This window comes from Pectobacterium polaris, from assembly GCF_002307355.1.
GTDB classification, from domain to species: domain Bacteria; phylum Pseudomonadota; class Gammaproteobacteria; order Enterobacterales; family Enterobacteriaceae; genus Pectobacterium; species Pectobacterium polare.
In genome coordinates this window covers 3,234,524-3,251,860 of sequence record NZ_CP017481.1, presented here as the reverse complement: position 1 = coordinate 3,251,860, position 17,337 = coordinate 3,234,524, and the positions used below count along the sequence as shown (strand labels likewise).

Annotated in this window: 15 protein-coding genes and 1 tRNA gene; 5 read left to right on the top strand and 11 right to left on the bottom strand. The window is 51.3% G+C overall.

Annotated elements, in window-relative coordinates; genetic code table 11:
* Positions 1–379: 379 nt before the first annotated feature.
* Entirely contained in the window at positions 380–2,110 is a 1,731-nt protein-coding gene (gene argS, locus BJJ97_RS14580; RefSeq protein ID WP_095994402.1) for an arginine--tRNA ligase, read from the top strand.
* 113 nt (positions 2,111–2,223) lie between these two features.
* Here the strand turns inward: argS and murJ are convergent, their stop codons facing one another.
* The 4 genes from murJ to rimJ all read right to left on the bottom strand — a co-directional run bounded on the left by murJ (position 2,224) and on the right by rimJ (position 6,125).
* Positions 2,224–3,759 (bottom strand): murein biosynthesis integral membrane protein MurJ, encoded by a 1,536-nt coding sequence (gene murJ, locus BJJ97_RS14575; protein ID WP_095994401.1) that lies wholly within the window; start codon positions 3,757–3,759, stop codon positions 2,224–2,226.
* A gap of 127 nt (positions 3,760–3,886) precedes the next feature.
* Positions 3,887–4,867 (bottom strand): Gfo/Idh/MocA family protein, encoded by a 981-nt coding sequence (locus BJJ97_RS14570; protein WP_095994400.1) that lies wholly within the window; start codon positions 4,865–4,867, stop codon positions 3,887–3,889.
* A 28-nt stretch (positions 4,868–4,895) separates the two neighbouring features.
* Entirely contained in the window at positions 4,896–5,531 is a 636-nt protein-coding gene (locus BJJ97_RS14565; RefSeq protein WP_095994399.1) for a YceH family protein, read from the bottom strand.
* A 9-nt stretch (positions 5,532–5,540) separates the two neighbouring features.
* Positions 5,541–6,125 (bottom strand): ribosomal protein S5-alanine N-acetyltransferase, encoded by a 585-nt coding sequence (gene rimJ / locus BJJ97_RS14560; RefSeq protein ID WP_039480408.1) that lies wholly within the window; start codon positions 6,123–6,125, stop codon positions 5,541–5,543.
* 315 nt (positions 6,126–6,440) lie between these two features.
* On the opposite strand from rimJ, the gene mdtH reads away from it, so the two are divergent.
* The 3 genes from mdtH (at position 6,441) to BJJ97_RS14545 (ending at position 9,242) form a co-directional block, all read left to right on the top strand.
* On the top strand, positions 6,441–7,646 hold the full coding sequence (mdtH, locus tag BJJ97_RS14555) for a multidrug efflux MFS transporter MdtH (protein ID WP_095699288.1): 1,206 nt from the start codon (positions 6,441–6,443) through the stop codon (positions 7,644–7,646).
* Between the two features lie 182 nt (positions 7,647–7,828).
* The gene (grxB, locus tag BJJ97_RS14550) at positions 7,829–8,476 is read left to right on the top strand and encodes a glutaredoxin 2 (protein WP_095994398.1); all 648 of its coding nucleotides are present in this window, start codon (positions 7,829–7,831) and stop codon (positions 8,474–8,476) included.
* 199 nt (positions 8,477–8,675) lie between these two features.
* Positions 8,676–9,242: a lipoprotein gene (locus tag BJJ97_RS14545; RefSeq protein WP_095994397.1), complete on the top strand. Its 567-nt coding sequence runs from the start codon at positions 8,676–8,678 to the stop codon at positions 9,240–9,242.
* Between the two features lie 93 nt (positions 9,243–9,335).
* On the opposite strand, the gene BJJ97_RS14540 is transcribed toward BJJ97_RS14545, so the two are convergent.
* Together BJJ97_RS14540 and BJJ97_RS14535 are read right to left on the bottom strand one after the other, a co-directional pair.
* Entirely contained in the window at positions 9,336–9,914 is a 579-nt protein-coding gene (locus BJJ97_RS14540; RefSeq protein ID WP_095994396.1) for a TorD/DmsD family molecular chaperone, read from the bottom strand.
* A gap of 64 nt (positions 9,915–9,978) precedes the next feature.
* Complete coding sequence (locus tag BJJ97_RS14535; RefSeq protein ID WP_095994395.1) at positions 9,979–10,716, bottom strand: phosphatase; 738 nt, start codon at positions 10,714–10,716, stop codon at positions 9,979–9,981.
* Between the two features lie 279 nt (positions 10,717–10,995).
* On the opposite strand from BJJ97_RS14535, the gene BJJ97_RS14530 reads away from it, so the two are divergent.
* Positions 10,996–11,085: transfer RNA gene (locus BJJ97_RS14530), tRNA-Ser, on the top strand.
* Positions 11,086–11,350: 265 nt separating this feature from the next.
* On the opposite strand, the gene BJJ97_RS14525 is transcribed toward BJJ97_RS14530, so the two are convergent.
* From BJJ97_RS14525 to pqiA, 5 genes are all read right to left on the bottom strand, one after another.
* Complete coding sequence (locus tag BJJ97_RS14525; protein ID WP_095699281.1) at positions 11,351–12,910, bottom strand: methyl-accepting chemotaxis protein; 1,560 nt, start codon at positions 12,908–12,910, stop codon at positions 11,351–11,353.
* Between the two features lie 428 nt (positions 12,911–13,338).
* Positions 13,339–13,506 carry a ribosome modulation factor gene (rmf, locus tag BJJ97_RS14520; protein WP_010276992.1) on the bottom strand — a complete coding sequence of 56 codons (168 nt, stop codon included), beginning with the start codon at positions 13,504–13,506 and terminating at the stop codon, positions 13,339–13,341.
* A 316-nt stretch (positions 13,507–13,822) separates the two neighbouring features.
* Complete coding sequence (gene pqiC, locus BJJ97_RS14510; protein WP_095994394.1) at positions 13,823–14,392, bottom strand: membrane integrity-associated transporter subunit PqiC; 570 nt, start codon at positions 14,390–14,392, stop codon at positions 13,823–13,825.
* Positions 14,392–16,059, bottom strand: coding sequence for an intermembrane transport protein PqiB (gene pqiB / locus BJJ97_RS14505; RefSeq protein ID WP_370761854.1), 1,668 nt, complete (start codon positions 16,057–16,059; stop codon positions 14,392–14,394). The genes pqiC and pqiB overlap by 1 nt, the downstream gene beginning before the upstream one ends.
* Positions 16,019–17,263: a membrane integrity-associated transporter subunit PqiA gene (gene pqiA / locus BJJ97_RS14500; protein WP_254592939.1), complete on the bottom strand. Its 1,245-nt coding sequence runs from the start codon at positions 17,261–17,263 to the stop codon at positions 16,019–16,021. The genes pqiB and pqiA overlap by 41 nt, the downstream gene beginning before the upstream one ends.
* Positions 17,264–17,337 lie beyond the last annotated feature (74 nt).

Sequence of the window (17,337 nt, the reverse complement as noted above, 5' to 3'; positions counted from 1 at the left end):
AAAACGTATAAATTAATAAAACAAATAATAACGCAGAGATATCACTATGGTTTTACTCATTATATCCATCGCACTTATCGCTATTGCGGCATATGCTATTTTTCGTCATTTTAAAACCAGAGACTCACATAAAATTGGTTCACATAGTCGGTCAAAAAAACGTTAAGATCGCGATTTGATTTATTTTTATTCTACCTAAAACTACTTTTTCTTTTTTGTCGTGTTCTCCTTAATCCTTTTTTATCTCGTTCCCTCTTCTTTACTCTCACACCTGCCGGGTGTTTTTTCACCTGAACATCCCTTTGCCTCGCCCCGTCTGCTGACGAGGAAAGGCAAATATGGTATAAGCAAGGCTTAATTTTTTATTTAAGGTAAACCGGTGAATATTCAGGCTCTTCTCTCCGAAAAAGTCAGCCAGGCGTTAACCGCCGCGGGCGCGCCAGCAGACAGCGAAGCTCAGATTCGTCAGTCGGCAAAAGCACAGTTTGGTGATTATCAGGCCAACGGCGTCATGGCCGTGGCAAAAAAACTGGGCATGCCGCCGCGACAATTGGCAGAAAAAGTCGTCCAATTTTTGGCGCTGGAGGGCATTGCGGAAAAAACAGAAATCGCAGGCCCGGGATTTATTAATATTTTTCTCGATAAGCAGTGGGTTGCGAGCCAGGTTGAGAACGCCCTGAATGCACCAAAACTGGGTTTAACGCCCGTTGAGCCACAAACAATCGTGATTGACTACTCTGCTCCTAACGTCGCGAAAGAAATGCACGTCGGTCACCTGCGCTCAACCATCATTGGTGATGCATCGGCCCGTACGCTGGAGTTTCTCGGCCACAACGTAATTCGTGCGAACCACGTTGGCGACTGGGGTACGCAGTTCGGCATGCTGATCGCCTACCTTGAAAAAATGCAAAACGAAAGCGCCAACGAGATGGATTTGTCCGATCTTGAAGCGTTCTATCGTGAAGCGAAAAAACACTATGATGATGATGCCGATTTCGCCGAACGCGCGCGCGCTTACGTGGTGAAATTGCAGGGTGGCGATGAATATTGCCGTCAGATGTGGCGCAAGCTCGTCGATATCACCATGACGCAGAACCAGATCAACTATGAACGCCTCAATGTTACGCTGACCAAACAGGATGTGATGGGTGAAAGCCTGTATAACAGCATGCTGCCGGGCATCGTTGCCGACCTGAAGGCAAAAGGTCTGGCGGTTGAGAGCGAAGGCGCAACGGTTGTTTTCCTTGATGAATACAAAAACAAGGAAGGCGAACCGATGGGCGTCATCATCCAGAAAAAGGATGGTGGCTACCTCTACACCACAACGGACATCGCCTGCGCCAAATACCGTTATGAAACCCTGAACGCCGATCGCGTGCTTTACTACATCGACTCCCGCCAACATCAACATTTGATGCAGGCCTGGACCATCGTGCGTAAAGCGGGTTACGTACCTGATTCTGTCAGCCTGGAACACCATATGTTCGGCATGATGCTGGGCAAAGATGGCAAACCATTCAAAACGCGTGCAGGCGGAACGATCAAACTGTCCGAGCTGTTGGATGAGGCCTACGATCGTGCATTGAAGCTCATCGCAGAGAAAAATCCACAGATGGAAAGCGATGAATTAACCGCGCTGGCGAAAGTGGTTTCTATCGGCGCGATCAAATACGCCGACCTGTCAAAAAGCCGTACCACGGACTACGTTTTCGATTGGGACAACATGCTGGCGTTTGAAGGCAATACCGCGCCTTACATGCAATACGCCTATACGCGCGTCGCGTCTATTTTCAAACGTGCAGGCATACAGGAAGACAGCTTAACGCAGCCGATTACGCTGAGCGATGAGCGCGAATTTGCGCTTGCCACGCGTCTGCTGCAATTTGAAGAAACCATCACCTCCGTCGCCCGTGAAGGCACGCCGCATGTGATGTGTAGCTACCTGTACGATCTGGCGGGTCTGTTCTCTGGTTTCTACGAGCACTGTCCGATTCTCAATGCCGAAAGCGACAACGTGCGTCAAAGCCGTCTGAGACTGGCACTGCTGACTGCGAAAACGCTGAAGCAAGGTCTGGATACGCTGGGCATCGAAACCGTCGAGAAGATGTAATTCTCCATCGACTGAAAATCGATCCGTCGATTGACAGCAAAAACGCCATTGGTGCTGCCACCAATGGCGTTTTACGTTATAGGCAAAGACAGTTGCGCTACGACTTAGCGCTGTCACACGCTACGGCGGGCGAAATCCCGAGGGCGGAACCCCAACAGCGCTAGCGTGGCAAAATAGGATCCGGCCCCTGCGACCACGACCAGCAACAAACGCAGAATTCGCATCGTCATATTGCCGTCATCCCACGCGGGCATCCACCACAGCATACCCAGTAAAACCAGCGACATTACGATAACCGCAACGAGAAGGCGAACCAAAAACCCCCGCCAACCCGGTAGCGGCTGGAAAATATCCTGTTTACGCAGTTGCCAATACAGTAATCCTGCATTCAGGCAGGAGGCCAGACCGATAGACAACGCCAGACCCGCATGTTGTAGCGGACCGATAAAGATCAGGTTCATCACTTGCGTCAGAATCAGCGTAACTATCGCTATTTTGACTGGCGTCTTGATATCCTGCCGGGAATAAAAACCGGGCACTAACACTTTGACGACAATCAGTCCCATCAGCCCAACTGAGTAGGCAATCAGCGCCCGCTGGGTCATCAGCGCATCAAAGGCGCTAAATTTGCCGTACTGGAACAGCGACACGGTTAAGGGCTTAGCCAAAATGCCTAATGCCACCGCGCTCGGCAGCGCCAACAGGAAACACAGGCGGAGCCCCCAATCCATCAGGCGGGAGTATTCGTCATGATTACCACTGGCAAAACTCTTCGCCAGTGATGGCAGTAAGATCGTCCCTAACGCCACGCCGAGAACGCCGGAAGGAAATTCCATCAGACGGTCAGCGTAATACATCCATGACACCGCCCCTTCGCTGAGGAAGGACGCGAAAATAGTGTTGATGATTAACGAAATCTGGCTCACCGAGACGCCCAGGACCGCAGGCCCCATTAGCTTCATGACGCGCCAGACGCTCGGGTCACGCCATTTCAGGCGCGGCAATACCAGCATGCCAATCTTTTTCAGATGCGGTAACTGATAGCCGAGCTGCAGTAAGCCGCCAACCAAAACCGCCCAGGCCAGCGCCATCACTGGTGGGTTAAAATACGGGGCGGCAAACAGCGAAAAGCCAATCATGCTGACGTTAAGCAATGTCGGAGCAAACGCGGGCACCGAGAAACGGTTCCAGGTATTTAGCACCGAACCGACCATCGAGGTCAGCGAGATCAGCAGGATATAGGGAAACGTGACTCTTAATAGATCCGAAGTGAGCTCAAAGCGCTCTGGCGTCGCGGCAAAACCGGGCGCGGTCACCATGATGACCCACGGTGCGGCGACCATCCCCGCCACGGTGACTAACGCCAGAATCAACGTCAACATGCCGGAAACATAGGCAAGGAATGTTCGCGTGGCCTCGTCGCCCTGCTGGCTTTTATATTCGGCCAGAATCGGCACAAAAGCCTGTGAAAATGCGCCTTCCGCGAAAATTCGGCGGAGCAGGTTAGGCAGTTTAAACGCCACAAAGAAGGCGTCTGTCGCCATACCTGCACCAAAAATACGAGCGACGATAGCATCACGCACAAAGCCTAAAACGCGCGATACCATGGTCATGGAACTGACGGCAGCCAGTGATTTAAGTAGATTCATCCGATTATGTTCTGAACGGTTCAGGACCGATTATTAACCCGTTGAGGTTATCCTGATTGCGAGGTGGGACTAGTCTACGCATTGCACGTGTAATAGCTACCGCACATTGTCATAACCGCTGAACTTTTCAGCTTTTTCCCAGCAATTTTTCAATCATGCGCTGGGACAGTAACGCCTGGTTACCTGATGTTTCCGCTGGTTTCCGTTGTTCAATGGCCGCGATGAAATGCTGCACTGCACCGACAAACCCGCGTTGTTCCAGCGTCGTTTGCCAGGATGGCACGGCCGGGCGGATCGTTATTCCTTCGCGATCTTCACGCCATTCACGCATCTCATCGACCTGATAAAGCCCGCCCTGGGTAACAGCCTGAACCCATTCGCGCTGACTTCCAGCCTGACGATGCATGCTGGTCGTCACCTGACAATCGCCGCTCTGGAAATGGTGCTCGGCATACAGCAATTGACCGTTCGCATTCGCATGCAGCACGCCATCAATCAGTTGAGCGTCGCCGCCCGCGAGCCAAAGTGCAGTGTCCACCACGTGCAGATAATCATCCAGCAGAGTAAAACGGACATCCTGCGGCCCAACACCATTAATACGGTGTTTATCCATGCGCAAAGACGCCGGCTGATCCAGCCGCTGTTTTAGCTGCTGATAGCACGGTGCGAAACGGCGATTAAAACCAACCATCAAAATTTTTTGTTGTTGATCTGCCAATTCGACCAGCGCTTCCGCCTGCTCCAGCGTCTCTGCCAGTGGTTTATCCACATAAACATCGACACCCGCGTTAAGCAGTTGGCTCACAACGGAAAAATGGCTGGCGGTACTGCTGTGCACGAAAACGGCATCGCACTGTGCTGCCAGCGCGTCCAGCGCCGAGAAGTTCGTCATCCGATACTGCTGACAAATCCGCTGCGTTTTTTGCTGGTCGGGAGAAAACGCGCCTACCAGCTCCCAGCGTTCAGCCTGACTGAGAATGGGCAAATAGGCTTTCTGCGCGATGGAGCCCAGCCCGACGACGCCGATACGAGGACGTCGGGCGGAGGCGTTATGTTCTGAAATACGATGTTCTGCAACGTTTTCCGCAGACGTAAATTGAGGCTTCATGACGAGTGTTCTCCCTGATACAGATTTATTACGCTAACAGCGCAGCAAGCTGGCGTTTGAGTTCAGCAACCTCTTTTTCTAATGCCTCAACGCGCTCAGCTAGCGGTGAATGATCGCTTCCGCTGTCCACTTCGGGAGCGGCAACATCACTGACATCACCACTGAAAAGATGCTGATAGCGGCTTTCCCGCTTCCCTGCTTCACGCGCCAACCGGACGACAAACGGCCCATCCTCACGCTGTTGCAAATGTTCAAGGGTGGATTCCGCTTCACCGACATCTGAAAATTCATACAATCGGGCCGCGCGCGTACGCAGTTCACCCGGTGTCTGTGGTCCGCGCAGAAGCAGCGTCGCCACCAACGCCACTTCCGCAGGTGAGAGCTTCAGGTCACCAAATTCAGAATTGCAAAAACGATGTTCATACTTCACGACACGGTTACCAAATCCGCTGAGCGTGCGCAGAAAATGTTTCTTCACGAGCAAATCCAGCGTTTGCTGAACCTCGCTTTCGCTCAGTTCCATCACAGGTTCACGGTTGGTTTTCTGATTACAGGCCGTGGTGATACCGTTTAACGACATCGGGTATTGATCCGGCGTGGTGATCTGCTTTTCCAGCATGCAACCAATCACGCGGGCTTCACGAGCATCTAATTGGTATTTCATCATTTTTCCTTAACGCGGAGACTTCCACTCGGCGTTGGTCAGCGCGGTTAATACATGATCCTGCCATTTGCCATCAATGAGCAGATAATTCTTCGCATAGCCTTCACGCTCAAACCCCAAACGCGTCAGTAACCCCCCACTACGCTGGTTATGCGGCATATAGTTAGCCATGATGCGATGCATATGCTGCTGACGCTGCATATAACGTATTGCCGGTTGCAACGCTTCATACATCAGCCCTTGCCCCTGCCATTTTTGACCGAGTGAATAGCCCAGATAGCAGGCGTGAAACGATCCCCGCAGCACGTTGCTGAAATTCGCCACGCCGTATACTTCGTTTTCATTCTGATCCAACAGAAGGAAGTAATAGGCGCTGCCCTGCTTATGCATATCGTTAATCACACTCAGACGCGCTTGCCAGCCTGATGGATAGCAATGGCTGGCGTCTCTCACGGGTTCCCACGGCTTAAGAAAATCACGGTTTTCAGAATAGTATTCGGCCAGACGCCATGCATCGCGTTCATGGGCCAGACGCACCACCAGCCTGTCAGTTGTCAATTGCACTCTTGCTGGCGTTGAACGGTAGCCAAACATTTTTCCCCCTGCCTCTCCATGTTATCGATAAGTAAAATTCATCGCCGCTGAAAAAGTGACTATTCCACACAAGCAGAAAATATCGGTATTTCTGATAATCCTTACTATAACCACATAAATTCATAGACGTAAAATCCCCGTCGTCGAGTTATTGCGCAGTTGAGTCAGGAAAGGCATTTTTTCTCGCCGAAATGCTACTCGGATAACGTTAAATCGATAAAAAAATATTATCCAACAATAGGCTATACCAAAGTCGAATTAGAGTACAAAATAGTCACGTCTGTTATTTTCCTCCTTTCTTTGTTGTGGTGAAACATGCCTCTGATGTCGCAAGCTCGGAGCTTGGGTAAATATTTTTTATTACTCGATAATATGCTGGTGGTTTTGGGATTCTTCGTTGTCTTTCCCCTTATTTCCATTCGTTTTGTCGACGATCTCGGCTGGGCTGCATTATTAGTCGGTATCGCATTGGGATTGCGCCAGTTTATTCAGCAAGGGCTCGGTATTTTCGGCGGGGCCATTGCTGACCGTTTTGGTGCCAAACCGATGATTATTACCGGGATGCTGCTACGCGCCTCCGGTTTTGTGTTCATGGCGATTGCCGATGAACCCTGGCTGCTTTGGCTGTCCTGTGCGTTGTCCGGTTTGGGTGGCACGCTATTCGATCCGCCGCGTACCGCACTGGTCATCAAGTTAATTCGTCCGCAGGAACGTGGTCGTTTTTATTCTCTGTTAATGATGCAGGATAGCGCGGGTGCCGTTATCGGTGCCCTAATCGGCAGTTGGCTGCTCCAGTACGATTTCGAGATTGTCTGCTGGACGGGTGCGGTCATCTTTGTGCTTGCCGCTGCGCTCAATGCCTGGCTGCTGCCTGCCTACCGCATCTCAACGGTCAAGACACCAATCCGGGAAGGCCTGACGCGCGTGATTCGCGACCGCCGTTTCCTGATGTATGTCTTAACGCTGACGGGCTACTATATGCTGGCCGTTCAGGTTTTGCTGATGCTGCCCATTATGGTCAACGAGCTCGCCGGAACACCGTCTGCGGTGAAATGGATGTACGCCATTGAAGCGGTGCTGTCGCTGACACTGCTGTACCCTATCGCCCGCTGGAGCGAGAAACGCTTCCGGCTGGAACAGCGCCTAATGGCGGGGCTTTTCATCATGTCCGTCAGCATGTTCCCAATCGGGATGACGACGGAGTTGCAAACTCTGCTGCTGCTGATCAGCCTGTTTTATATTGGTTCCATTATCGCCGAACCTGCGCGTGAAACTTTAAGCGCTTCGCTGGCGGATTCCAGAGCCAGAGGCAGTTATATGGGCTTCAGCCGCCTTGGGCTGGCGCTCGGTGGTGCGATTGGTTACAGCGGCGGCGGCTGGTTATTCGATACCGGACACGCACTGAATCAACCGGAACTACCGTGGTTCATGCTCGGTACCATCGGGTTCCTGACGTTAGCCGCACTGTATTGGCAGTTCAATCAACGCCGCATTGAGCCCGCGATGCTGGGTGGTCATTAGTCTGAATTTTGCCGACGAGTTTGATCTCGTCGGTAAAGCCCTTCTATACTTTCCTAATACATTCAAACAATTGTTATCGTCGCGAGCCTTCTCGCACACTCGGTCTATCTTGTTTGATGATGGGTTACACGCTTGGTCGCCCCGCGGCCTTTGTCTACAACCTGTGATTTAGGAGACGATGCATGAAGCTCTACATTTACGATCACTGTCCCTACTGCGTTAAAGCGCGCATGATCTTCGGCCTAAAAAATCTTCCTGTCGAACTGCAAATAGTGGCGAACGATGACGCTGCAATGCCAGAGCGATTAATCGGCCAAAAGATGGTGCCCATTCTGCAAAAAGATGATGGCAGCTACATGCCAGAAAGTATGGACATCGTTCATTTCATCGATAATTACGACCGCAAACCGCTGCTGACTGGCTCAACCAATCCGGCCATCGCCGCCTGGCTGCGTAAAGTCACCGAGTATACGCCACGTCTGATTATCCCCCGCTTTGCTCAGGCGGCCTTTGAAGAATTTGCCTCCGCTTCCGCCCGACACTATTTCGTCAATAAGAAGGAAGCCCAGCTAGGCAATTTTGCTGACCATCTGAGCCATTCACAGGGGCTGATTAAGAAATTGAACAATGACCTACAGGATCTGGATCCGCTGATTGTTCAGCCGAATGCCTGTAACGGTACGTTATCAACAGACGACATCAACCTCTTCCCGCTGCTACGTTCGTTGTCCATCGTTGCGGGTGTTACGCCGCCTTCCCGCGTTGCGGACTATCGGGATAATATGGCAAAACAGACTCAAGTCACGCTACTCAGTAGTCTGGCAATCTAACCGTTTAGTTTTACTCCGCCGCTTCGTTCTGAAGCGGCATTATCCGCCATTTCAGTGCTATCCTATTGTTTACCCTGCGCATCAGGCGCACGCTGCTCGTGCAGAATCGTGTTGATTATTCACATAAAGAGATCGTTCATGTGAATAGACCGCTATATGAATAAATTGTGCGCGTAAATAGCATCAAGAGGTCAGAATAATGAAAAAATCAGGATGGATGGCAGCGACCGCAGTGCTGCTGGCTTTTACACTAAGCGGCTGTAATAAACTCACGCAATACACGCTCAGTGAGCAAGAAGTGAATGAGTACCTGCAAAAACACAATGATTATCAGAAACAGTTGGGCGTGCCTGGCGTGGTAGATGCCAATATCGTGTTGACAGAACTGTCCAGCCAGATTGGTCGGGCAGAACCGGGGAAAGTGACTCTGACAGGCAACGCGAAGGTCGATATTTCGTCTCTGTTGGGCAATCAGGCTGCCGACATGAAGCTGACACTGAAAGCACAGCCAGTCTTTGATAAAACGCAGGGCGCGATTTACCTGAAAGACATGGAACTGGTTGATTACACCGTACAGCCGGAGAAAATGCAGGCGGTAATGAAAACACTGAGCCCGTATCTTAATCAATCGCTAAAAAGCTATTTTGACCAAAAACCGGCTTACGTATTGAATGCGGATAAGAGCACGGCGGAATCAATGGCGAAGAAGATGGCGAAAGGCATCGAAATCAAACCCGGCCAGATCGTTATCCTATTTACTGACTAATACTGACTCGCCGATAGCACACATCATGTCTGCTATCGGCGCACTAGGTTTCATACTGCGAAGTTTCATACTGCGAGGTTTCATACCGCGGTATTATTCTTCCGCTTCCGACTCGTCTTCTTCGTCGCTTTCGCCCAGTTCATCTCGCATCGCTTCCAGCGCTTCACGGCACACTATCGCCAACGTACGATAAAATGCGGTAGTGGCGTGGCTTTCCACTTTCCCGAGAAAACGATCGCTCCACGGTAAAAGATACTCATCAAACAGGGTAATCTGTGCCGCCGTTTCGTCTTCTTGTGCCTGATCTTCCAACCATGACGCAGCAAGCAATAAGCTACCAAAATGACCAACCGCACCACCATCATTTAATGGCATGCCACGCTGTTGCAAAAAGGTACGAATTTCCGCGTCATCAGCATCGCTTTCATAGGACGAACGCAACGGTGACACCGCACCGTTCTCACTGTCGAACAGCGCCTGATAATCCGCCGCCATTGCGGGCAAATCCAGCCCCTTTTGCAAACGCTCCAACAACGCATCCTGTTCTAACGGCCAGTGCTGCGCCAGTTTCCCGTCTTTAATCAGCGTGAATAACGGCGTCAGCAAAGGATCCTGCGGCTGGCGATAAAACAGCGTGCCCAATAGGCGGCACACAATAGAAAACTCGTTCATTCATAACCCTATTTATTGTTAAGTGACATTGGCTTTTAAGTGACACTACCCTTAAGTGACATTGTCACAAATCAGCAAGTTCAGCGATAGCAGGCATTCCACGCTGTTCGAGGAAATCCAACACGCGCCGAGGGTTTACGTTCAATATCCGATCCTGCGGAAAATTCACTTCCTGCAAAATACGTTCGCAGTGGGTAAAGTCTCCCAGAGAAAACGCAATATGGGAATCAGAACCTAAAGAAAGTAACCCACCTGCGTCGCGAACGGCTTCCGCAATCGCCCGACAGTTTGGCTCACTGCCTTGGCGTGAATGCATGAAAGAGGAGTTATTTAGCTCCAGCGCAACGTTGTATTTCGCCGCGGCTTCCGCAATCGCACGGATATCGACAGGAAACTTCGGGTTACCGGGATGGCTAATGATATGCGCATCGCCACGTGCCATGGTCGCAATCATCGCCGTAGTATGCGTGTCTTTATCCTGTGGTGGAAAAACCGGCTCATGAAAGCCCGCAATAATCACATCCACCTGACCCAGCATCGGTCCGGTGCAGTCGATATCGCCTTCAATGTTTTTAATATTCGCTTCGATACCGCGCAGGATTCCGACGCCATCCACCAGACGCGGCCAAACGCGCATGTTCATGAAGTGCCAATAATGCGGCGCATCCGCCATATCCGGACCATGATCGGTAATAGCAAACAGGCGGATGTTCTTCTGCTGTGCTTCGGCGATGTAATCATGCAGGGTACTGTAAGCATGTGTGCTGGCAACGGTGTGCATATGTAAATCGACGGGATACATAGGTTCTCCTGGGTCAACGTTTGCAAATCAGCATACCATTTTCAGGGCTATTCCGCAGCCAGCGAACGAAATTACAACGCATGATTAACACAAATGAAACATCGTCTTTTTGCGTCACGACGGGGAAATGGATGAAGGCGAACGCAAAAGCGGCGAGCAAAGCAACAAATTGCGTTAACTTTAGCTAATTGCGCGTATTGAATGCAGAAGTTTGTTGACGCTGTTCGGCAATTTCCCTACATTAGCGCCGTCCGCTGCTATGCGATACAGCGAGGCCACGGTGAGGTGTCCGAGAGGCTGAAGGAGCACGCCTGGAAAGTGTGTATACGTGAAAACGTATCAAGGGTTCGAATCCCTTCCTCACCGCCATATAAAAGAAAACGCCCTTGACGCAAGTCAAGGGCGTTTTCTTTTATATCGTTGGAACGGATGAGAAGCCTTGACAGGGTTCGACAAAACGACAGGACTGGCGTTTTGGACCGCCAAAGGCGGCCCGCAGGGCGAGCGGCAGGACGCCGCGAGTCAATCTGCCCTTAACGTAAGTTAAGGGCGTTTTCTTTTATATCGTTGGAACGGATGAGAAATCTCGGCAGAGTTCACGCTGATATCTGAACCCTGCTGTTTGTTGTTTCTGTTATCTTGCCCCCAGCGCCAAATAGTTGCCCGCAGACTCATCGACGCGGAATTGTTCAACGGTGCGTGACAGATCCTGTGCCTGCTCATTCAGCGATCTCGCCGCAGCCAGTGCTTCTTCAACCAGTGCAGCATTCTGTTCGGTACTCTGATCCATCTGCGATATCGCGAGATTGACCTGTTCAATACCCGAACGCTGTTCTGCACTCGCCACGCTGATCTCGCCCATCATGGACGTGACGCGGTGCACGCTTTCAACCACTTCACTCATGGTATCGCCAGCCTGCTTCACGAAATCCGTGCCCTCGCCCACTTTGGCAACGGAATCATCAATCAAGCCTTTAATTTCCCGAGCGGCGGATGCCGAGCGCTGCGCCAGCGTGCGGACTTCACTCGCGACTACTGCGAAGCCGCGGCCTTGTTCTCCGGCACGTGCCGCTTCTACCGCCGCATTCAGCGCCAGAATATTCGTCTGGAAAGCGATGCTGTCAATAACGCCGATAATATCCACAATCTTACGTGATGATGTACTGATGGAGTCCATCGTCACCACAACTCGGCTGACAACATCCCCACCGCGCACCGCCACATCTGATGCCGACACCGCGAGTTCATTCGCATAGCGCGCGTTATCCGCATTCTGTGTCACCGTCGCGGTCAGCTGTTCCATAGCCGCAGCCGTCTGCTCTAATGCGCTGGCCTGCGATTCGGTACGAGCAGACAAATCGCCGTTACCCGATGCAATCTGCGTCGAGGCTGTGGCAATAGAATTTGTGCTGCTGCGAACCTGATTAACCAGATGCGACAGGTTGTCACGCATCGCACGGATAGCGTAAAGAATACTGGTTTGATCGCCCGGCTTCGTTTCAACATCGACGCGCAAATTGCCTTCCGCAATTTCGCGCACAACCTCCACCGCATATTGCGGCTCGCCGCCAAGCTGGCGCATCAACGTTCGCAACATATTCCATGCAAACGCGGAGATGATTAACAGCAGAACCAACCCTAAAGACAGCAAGATCAGCGCATTGCGCCAGAACGTTTGTTGGATATCGTCAATATAGTCACCGTAGCCAATCGTCCAGTCCCAAGGTTCGAATTTAATGACGGCATAAAGTTTCTCAACTTTATTCTGCTGCCCTGGACGTGTCCCTTCCGCGATCACCGTGCCAATCGTATTGCCTTGAAGCGACGCGCGGTAGCGTTCTCCCGCTTCTTTACCGCCATTGGCGTCGATGATGCCAATGCGTTTAGGGTTAGGGTGAACGTAGTTCACATCATTCGTATAGCCGCGCACGAAGAAATAGCGATCGTCCTGATGGAAACTGCCAATCGCCCGCTTGGCCTCTTTCTCTGCTTCCTCGCGTGACAGCTGACCGCTTTTCTCAAGGTCATATGCCTTTTGAGCCGCCGCGTGAGCCAGTTGAACCAGCGTAGAAAGCTGGCCGGTGCGTTCGCTCATCATCGTGTTATAGAGCGTATTCAGCGCCACCGCAGATAAAATTAACATCCCTAACAAGGTCGTACTGCACAGCAGTGCAATTCTGGTTCGTAATTTCACGATATTCTTCTCTCTAACCGCTTTTCAGAAAATTCCGAGCAAAAAACTACACTACATTGCCGCCTTGAGCCATACCATCCAGGTAGTAATGATAGATTTTTTAACAATAAATAATGAACAATTACCTAAATCGCTCAATTTAAAATCAATATCGAGCAATAACGACTAAAAAAATGACTAAAATGATCGAAATCGAAATTAATAGGTAAATAACGTTACAGAAGTAACAACGCTCTGGATCGTTGTGAGAGGCCATCTATTTGTTGAGGACGTGTATCGATCGAGTGTATCGATCGTGTCTGTCGGTTGAACTTTGTATCGATTGAACTCTGTATCGATTGAACAGAGAGAAGCAGAATCGGGCATTTAGCCCCTAAAAACAAAAGCCTCCGCAAAAGCGGAGGCGTTCCCTTTAATGACAAGGCGCGCTAAGCGGTAACAGCCCTGTCCTCCATGGCTTTTCGCCAACCTCCCAACCAGTAAGACCGGGCATTAATTGATTGATAAGGACAAAATTCCTTTGGTCTACCGACAATACCTGCTTGATAACCACGTGAATGAGCCCGTTCCAGGCGATCGCGTTTCTGTCTCTTCATGCCTTATTTCCCTCATCATTTATCTGGTGGAAAGAAAACAATGATTACTTTATAAGCAACCACAGACTATCAATACCGATTCTGTCGCCAAAGGTCAAGGCGCAAAATTCACGCCAGTGTCATATTTGTGATCCAAAATAGGAATTTTCCCCACTAAAAAACGCAAAACCCTAATTGATTGAAAACAATAAAAAACCTCTAAAAACGTAATGCAATCACAGCATTACATCTTTAGAGGCCTGATTTTTAGGGATTTGGCTTTTAGAACCCTCGATATTTCAAACCGTGACCGGATAATACCGAGCACCTGTCATCGTTATTTCAGTGTCCCCGCCTGCTGAGCAATCGACTGAGAAACCTGCTGCCAGCCTTGTGCCAGCGTTCTTACCAGCGCGTCATAACCATCTTCTGTTTGTGGCAGCATCACGCTAAAGGGGCGTTTAACCACTTTCCCCTGATAGGTCAGCATCCATTCGCCACTGACGATAGCATTGCCATCGTAACGGCCGTGAAAGCCCGTGACAGCCACGTTCAGCATAGCCTGTTCACTTCCCTGCGGCTGCGTGGTCACAACCCAGCCGGGCAATTTATTCCCCAGATTAGTCACCAGCGCCTGCTGTAATTGCTGATCCAACGGGCTGGCCCACAGGTTGTTACTGGCAATGACATACTGCACATCGTTAGTCTGATAAACCAAGCCGACATTGACGAGATAATCCGCCACGCTGACATGTTCAACCCATAGCGGATGACCCTGAGTCACCGCAGCCTGCGTCGTATTGGTCTCTGCGATTGTCGGCAGCTGATAGTACGTTTTCTGCGTATTACTACTGCTGCTGCACGCGCTCAATACCAGAGCCAGAACCAATGTCCATGCTTTCATCATTATTTTGCCCTCTTCGGCTGAGGATCCTGACTACCCGAGGCCTCAAAGACCAACGCATTACTTTTCTCGTTCAGGGTACGCAGCACAGGCTGTAGCTCCCTCAGCACCTGATCCAAGCGCTGCATGTCCGCCACCATCTTGTTATACGCTGGTGAACCGGGCTGGAAGCCTTTCATGCTGCGATTCAATTCAAGCAACGTTTTTTGCATATCTTCCGGCAGATCCTGCATCGCTTTGCTGGACGTCAGCTTGTTCAGCGTCGCCAGCGTTTTTTGCATTTCACGCAGCGTTGCCTGACTTTCCGTCAGCGTCTTCGTTGCTTCATTGACCATCGGGTTCAGCGGCAGGTTATTCACCTTATCCAGCACGGCCATCAGCTTCTGCTGAATCTGTGACAGGCCACCGTCAATGGTAGGCAGAACCGGGTAGCCATCCAGAACGAACAGCCGTTTATCCACTTTCTCTTTTGGATAAAAATCGAGATCGATATAGAGCGCGCCTGTCAGGAGGTTAGCCGACTTCATCGACGCTCGCAGCCCCAGAGACTGGGCTTGCTGCAGATGCTGTTCAAAGTCGAACGAGCCGCCAATCTTTTTCTCGAACCGATCGGGCTCAATACGAATCAGCACTGGAATGCGATAATCATCATCCAGTTCCTGCTTCATATTGCGTGGGAAAAACGGTGCTTCAGCAACCGTTCCCAGCCGAATCCCCCGGAATTCAACCGGTGCCCCCGCCTGCAAACCACGGATCGATTCGCTAAAGAACAGCAGATACTCTTTATATTCGGTGTATAGCGAGTCCTGAATACTGCGTTGGTTATCAAACAGTCGGTACTGCGCCATTGTCTTGGCCGCATCGCCCAGCTCCCATCCAGCGGGAACATCAAAGCTGACGCCGCCGCTGAATAGCGTAGTCAGCGAGCCCATTTCGACACGCATGCCCTGCGCCGACATATCGAACGCAACGCCGCTGTCTTTCCAGAAACGGACATTGCTGGTGACCAGACCGTCATACGGCGCAGAGATAAACAGCTGATAGCGCATTTTGCGCGCTTTCGGATCGAATTCGCTGGTTTCGACCGATCCCACCCGATAGCCGCGGAACAGGACCGGATCGCCCGCATTCAGCTGCCCGGATTGCTCGCTGTCTAATATCACCCTGATGCCTTTCGCATCCGGTGAGGCCAGCGGCGGCGCATCCAGCAGGGTAAACTCGTTTTTATCATCTTTACTGGCACCGGGCTGTAGCTCGATGTAAGCACCGGATAAGAGCGTCCCCAGACCGGATACCCCTTCGCGGCCAATTTGCGGCTTCACCACCCAGAAAGCGGAGTCCTGCTTGAGCAGTTTATCCATACCGTCATGCAGGCGTGCTTTGATCTCTACCCGATGGAGGTCGTCACTCAGCACGACACTCTCTACGATCCCAACGTCTACGCTACGACTCTTGATGGCAGTTTTTCCCGCTTCAATGCCTTCTGCGTTGCTGGTAATCAGCGTAATTTGCGGCCCCTGATGGCTGAAATGGTAAAACAGTATCCAGGCACCGATCAGCACTGTGACAATTGGCACAATCCAGACCGGCGACCAGCGTTTAATCGTTTCTACATCCGCAATCGCATGGTTATCTTTCGCCAACGGCAGGCTCCTTATGAAGAACATCATCGCGACGATCCCACAACAAGCGGGGATCAAACATCATCGCGGCAAACATGGTCAGAATCACCACGGCCGCGAACAACACCGCCCCAACGGCGGGATAAATACTCATCAGGCGACCGATACGCACCATCGCAGACAGGACGGCAATAACGAACACATCAATCATCGACCAGCGTCCAACAAACTCAACCATCTCATAGATGACATGCATCCGCTCGCTGTCTTCCGTTTTCTTGGTTTTGCGATTCGCCTGCCAACAAAGCCAGCCTAGCGCCAGCATTTTTAGCGATGGCACCATGACGCTGGCGATAAAAATCACCAGCGCGACAGGATAAGACCCCATTCCCCACAGCAGGATAACGCCCGACATGATCGTCGATCCCATGCGATCGCCGAAGGCTTCGGTCACCATGATCGGCATCAGATTCGAGGGGATATAGAGCATGATGGAGGTAATCAGCAGGGCCAGCGTCCATTGCAGACTGTGCTTCTTACGGGCATGTCCACGTGAGTGGCAGCGCGGGCAGATTAACTGGTTGGCTGGCAGAATGGCGGTGCAACATGTGCATGAACGCAGGCCTTGCGATAGCCCGCTTTGTCCCAGAACCGGTGGCGCAGGCAGCGCGGGGGGTGGCACGATGTCATTCCACAACCAGCGGCGGTCGAGGCTTTGGAAGGCCAGCAGCTGTAGCAGACAGAACAGGACAAACGGCATAAAGCTGGTGCCGATGCCGATATCACCATAGGCCATCAGTTTGACAAAGCTGACCAGCACGCCAGCCAGGAAAATCTCTGCCATACCCCAGCTTTTGAGGTGGAACAGCATTTTGCCCATGTTTTTTTTCAATGCCAGCGGCAGCGAAGCGTGTAGGCAAAGCAGAATGAGGGTGGCCATACTGAAAGCTGGAACCAGTTGAACAAACAGCATAAACAGCGTCGCGACGCTGGCGTAGTTTTCCGCCACCATCACTTTAGGAATTTGTATCAGGGTAATTTCGCTGGTGATTCCCGCTACACGCATAGAAACGAAGGGGAAGAGGTTTGCCAGCAATAGCATGATCAGCGCGCTCACCGCGTAGCCAACCGGCCGTTTACGCGGTTCCGTCTGGTGGTTGGTTAGCGTGGTTTTACAGCGTGGGCAGGTCGCTTTCTGGCCGCGTGACAGCTCAGGTAACTCCACCAGCAGGTCGCACTGCGGGCAAAGCATATAGTCATCATGGTGATGATATTCGTGTTTAGAACCATGTTCAAGGCTATGCCCATGAGCAGGGTCATGTGGAA

Bases quoted from the DNA above. Each gene is read 5' to 3' on its own strand.
- BJJ97_RS14535 (WP_095994395.1), bottom strand. From the start codon at position 10,716: ATGTATCCCGTCGATTTACATATGCACACCGTTGCCAGCACACATGCT.
- murJ (WP_095994401.1), bottom strand. From the start codon at position 3,759: ATGAATCTACTTAAATCACTGGCTGCCGTCAGTTCCATGACCATGGTA.
- BJJ97_RS14540 (WP_095994396.1), bottom strand. From the start codon at position 9,914: ATGAACGAGTTTTCTATTGTGTGCCGCCTATTGGGCACGCTGTTTTAT.
- BJJ97_RS14570 (WP_095994400.1), bottom strand. From the start codon at position 4,867: ATGAAGCCTCAATTTACGTCTGCGGAAAACGTTGCAGAACATCGTATT.
- grxB (WP_095994398.1), top strand. From the start codon at position 7,829: ATGAAGCTCTACATTTACGATCACTGTCCCTACTGCGTTAAAGCGCGC.
- BJJ97_RS14565 (WP_095994399.1), bottom strand. From the start codon at position 5,531: ATGAAATACCAATTAGATGCTCGTGAAGCCCGCGTGATTGGTTGCATG.
- pqiC (WP_095994394.1), bottom strand. From the start codon at position 14,392: ATGATGAAAGCATGGACATTGGTTCTGGCTCTGGTATTGAGCGCGTGC.
- BJJ97_RS14545 (WP_095994397.1), top strand. From the start codon at position 8,676: ATGAAAAAATCAGGATGGATGGCAGCGACCGCAGTGCTGCTGGCTTTT.
- mdtH (WP_095699288.1), top strand. From the start codon at position 6,441: ATGCCTCTGATGTCGCAAGCTCGGAGCTTGGGTAAATATTTTTTATTA.
- rmf (WP_010276992.1), bottom strand. From the start codon at position 13,506: ATGAAGAGACAGAAACGCGATCGCCTGGAACGGGCTCATTCACGTGGT.
- rimJ (WP_039480408.1), bottom strand. From the start codon at position 6,125: ATGTTTGGCTACCGTTCAACGCCAGCAAGAGTGCAATTGACAACTGAC.
- pqiA (WP_254592939.1), bottom strand. From the start codon at position 17,263: ATGCTTTGCCCGCAGTGCGACCTGCTGGTGGAGTTACCTGAGCTGTCA.
- pqiB (WP_370761854.1), bottom strand. From the start codon at position 16,059: ATGATGTTCTTCATAAGGAGCCTGCCGTTGGCGAAAGATAACCATGCG.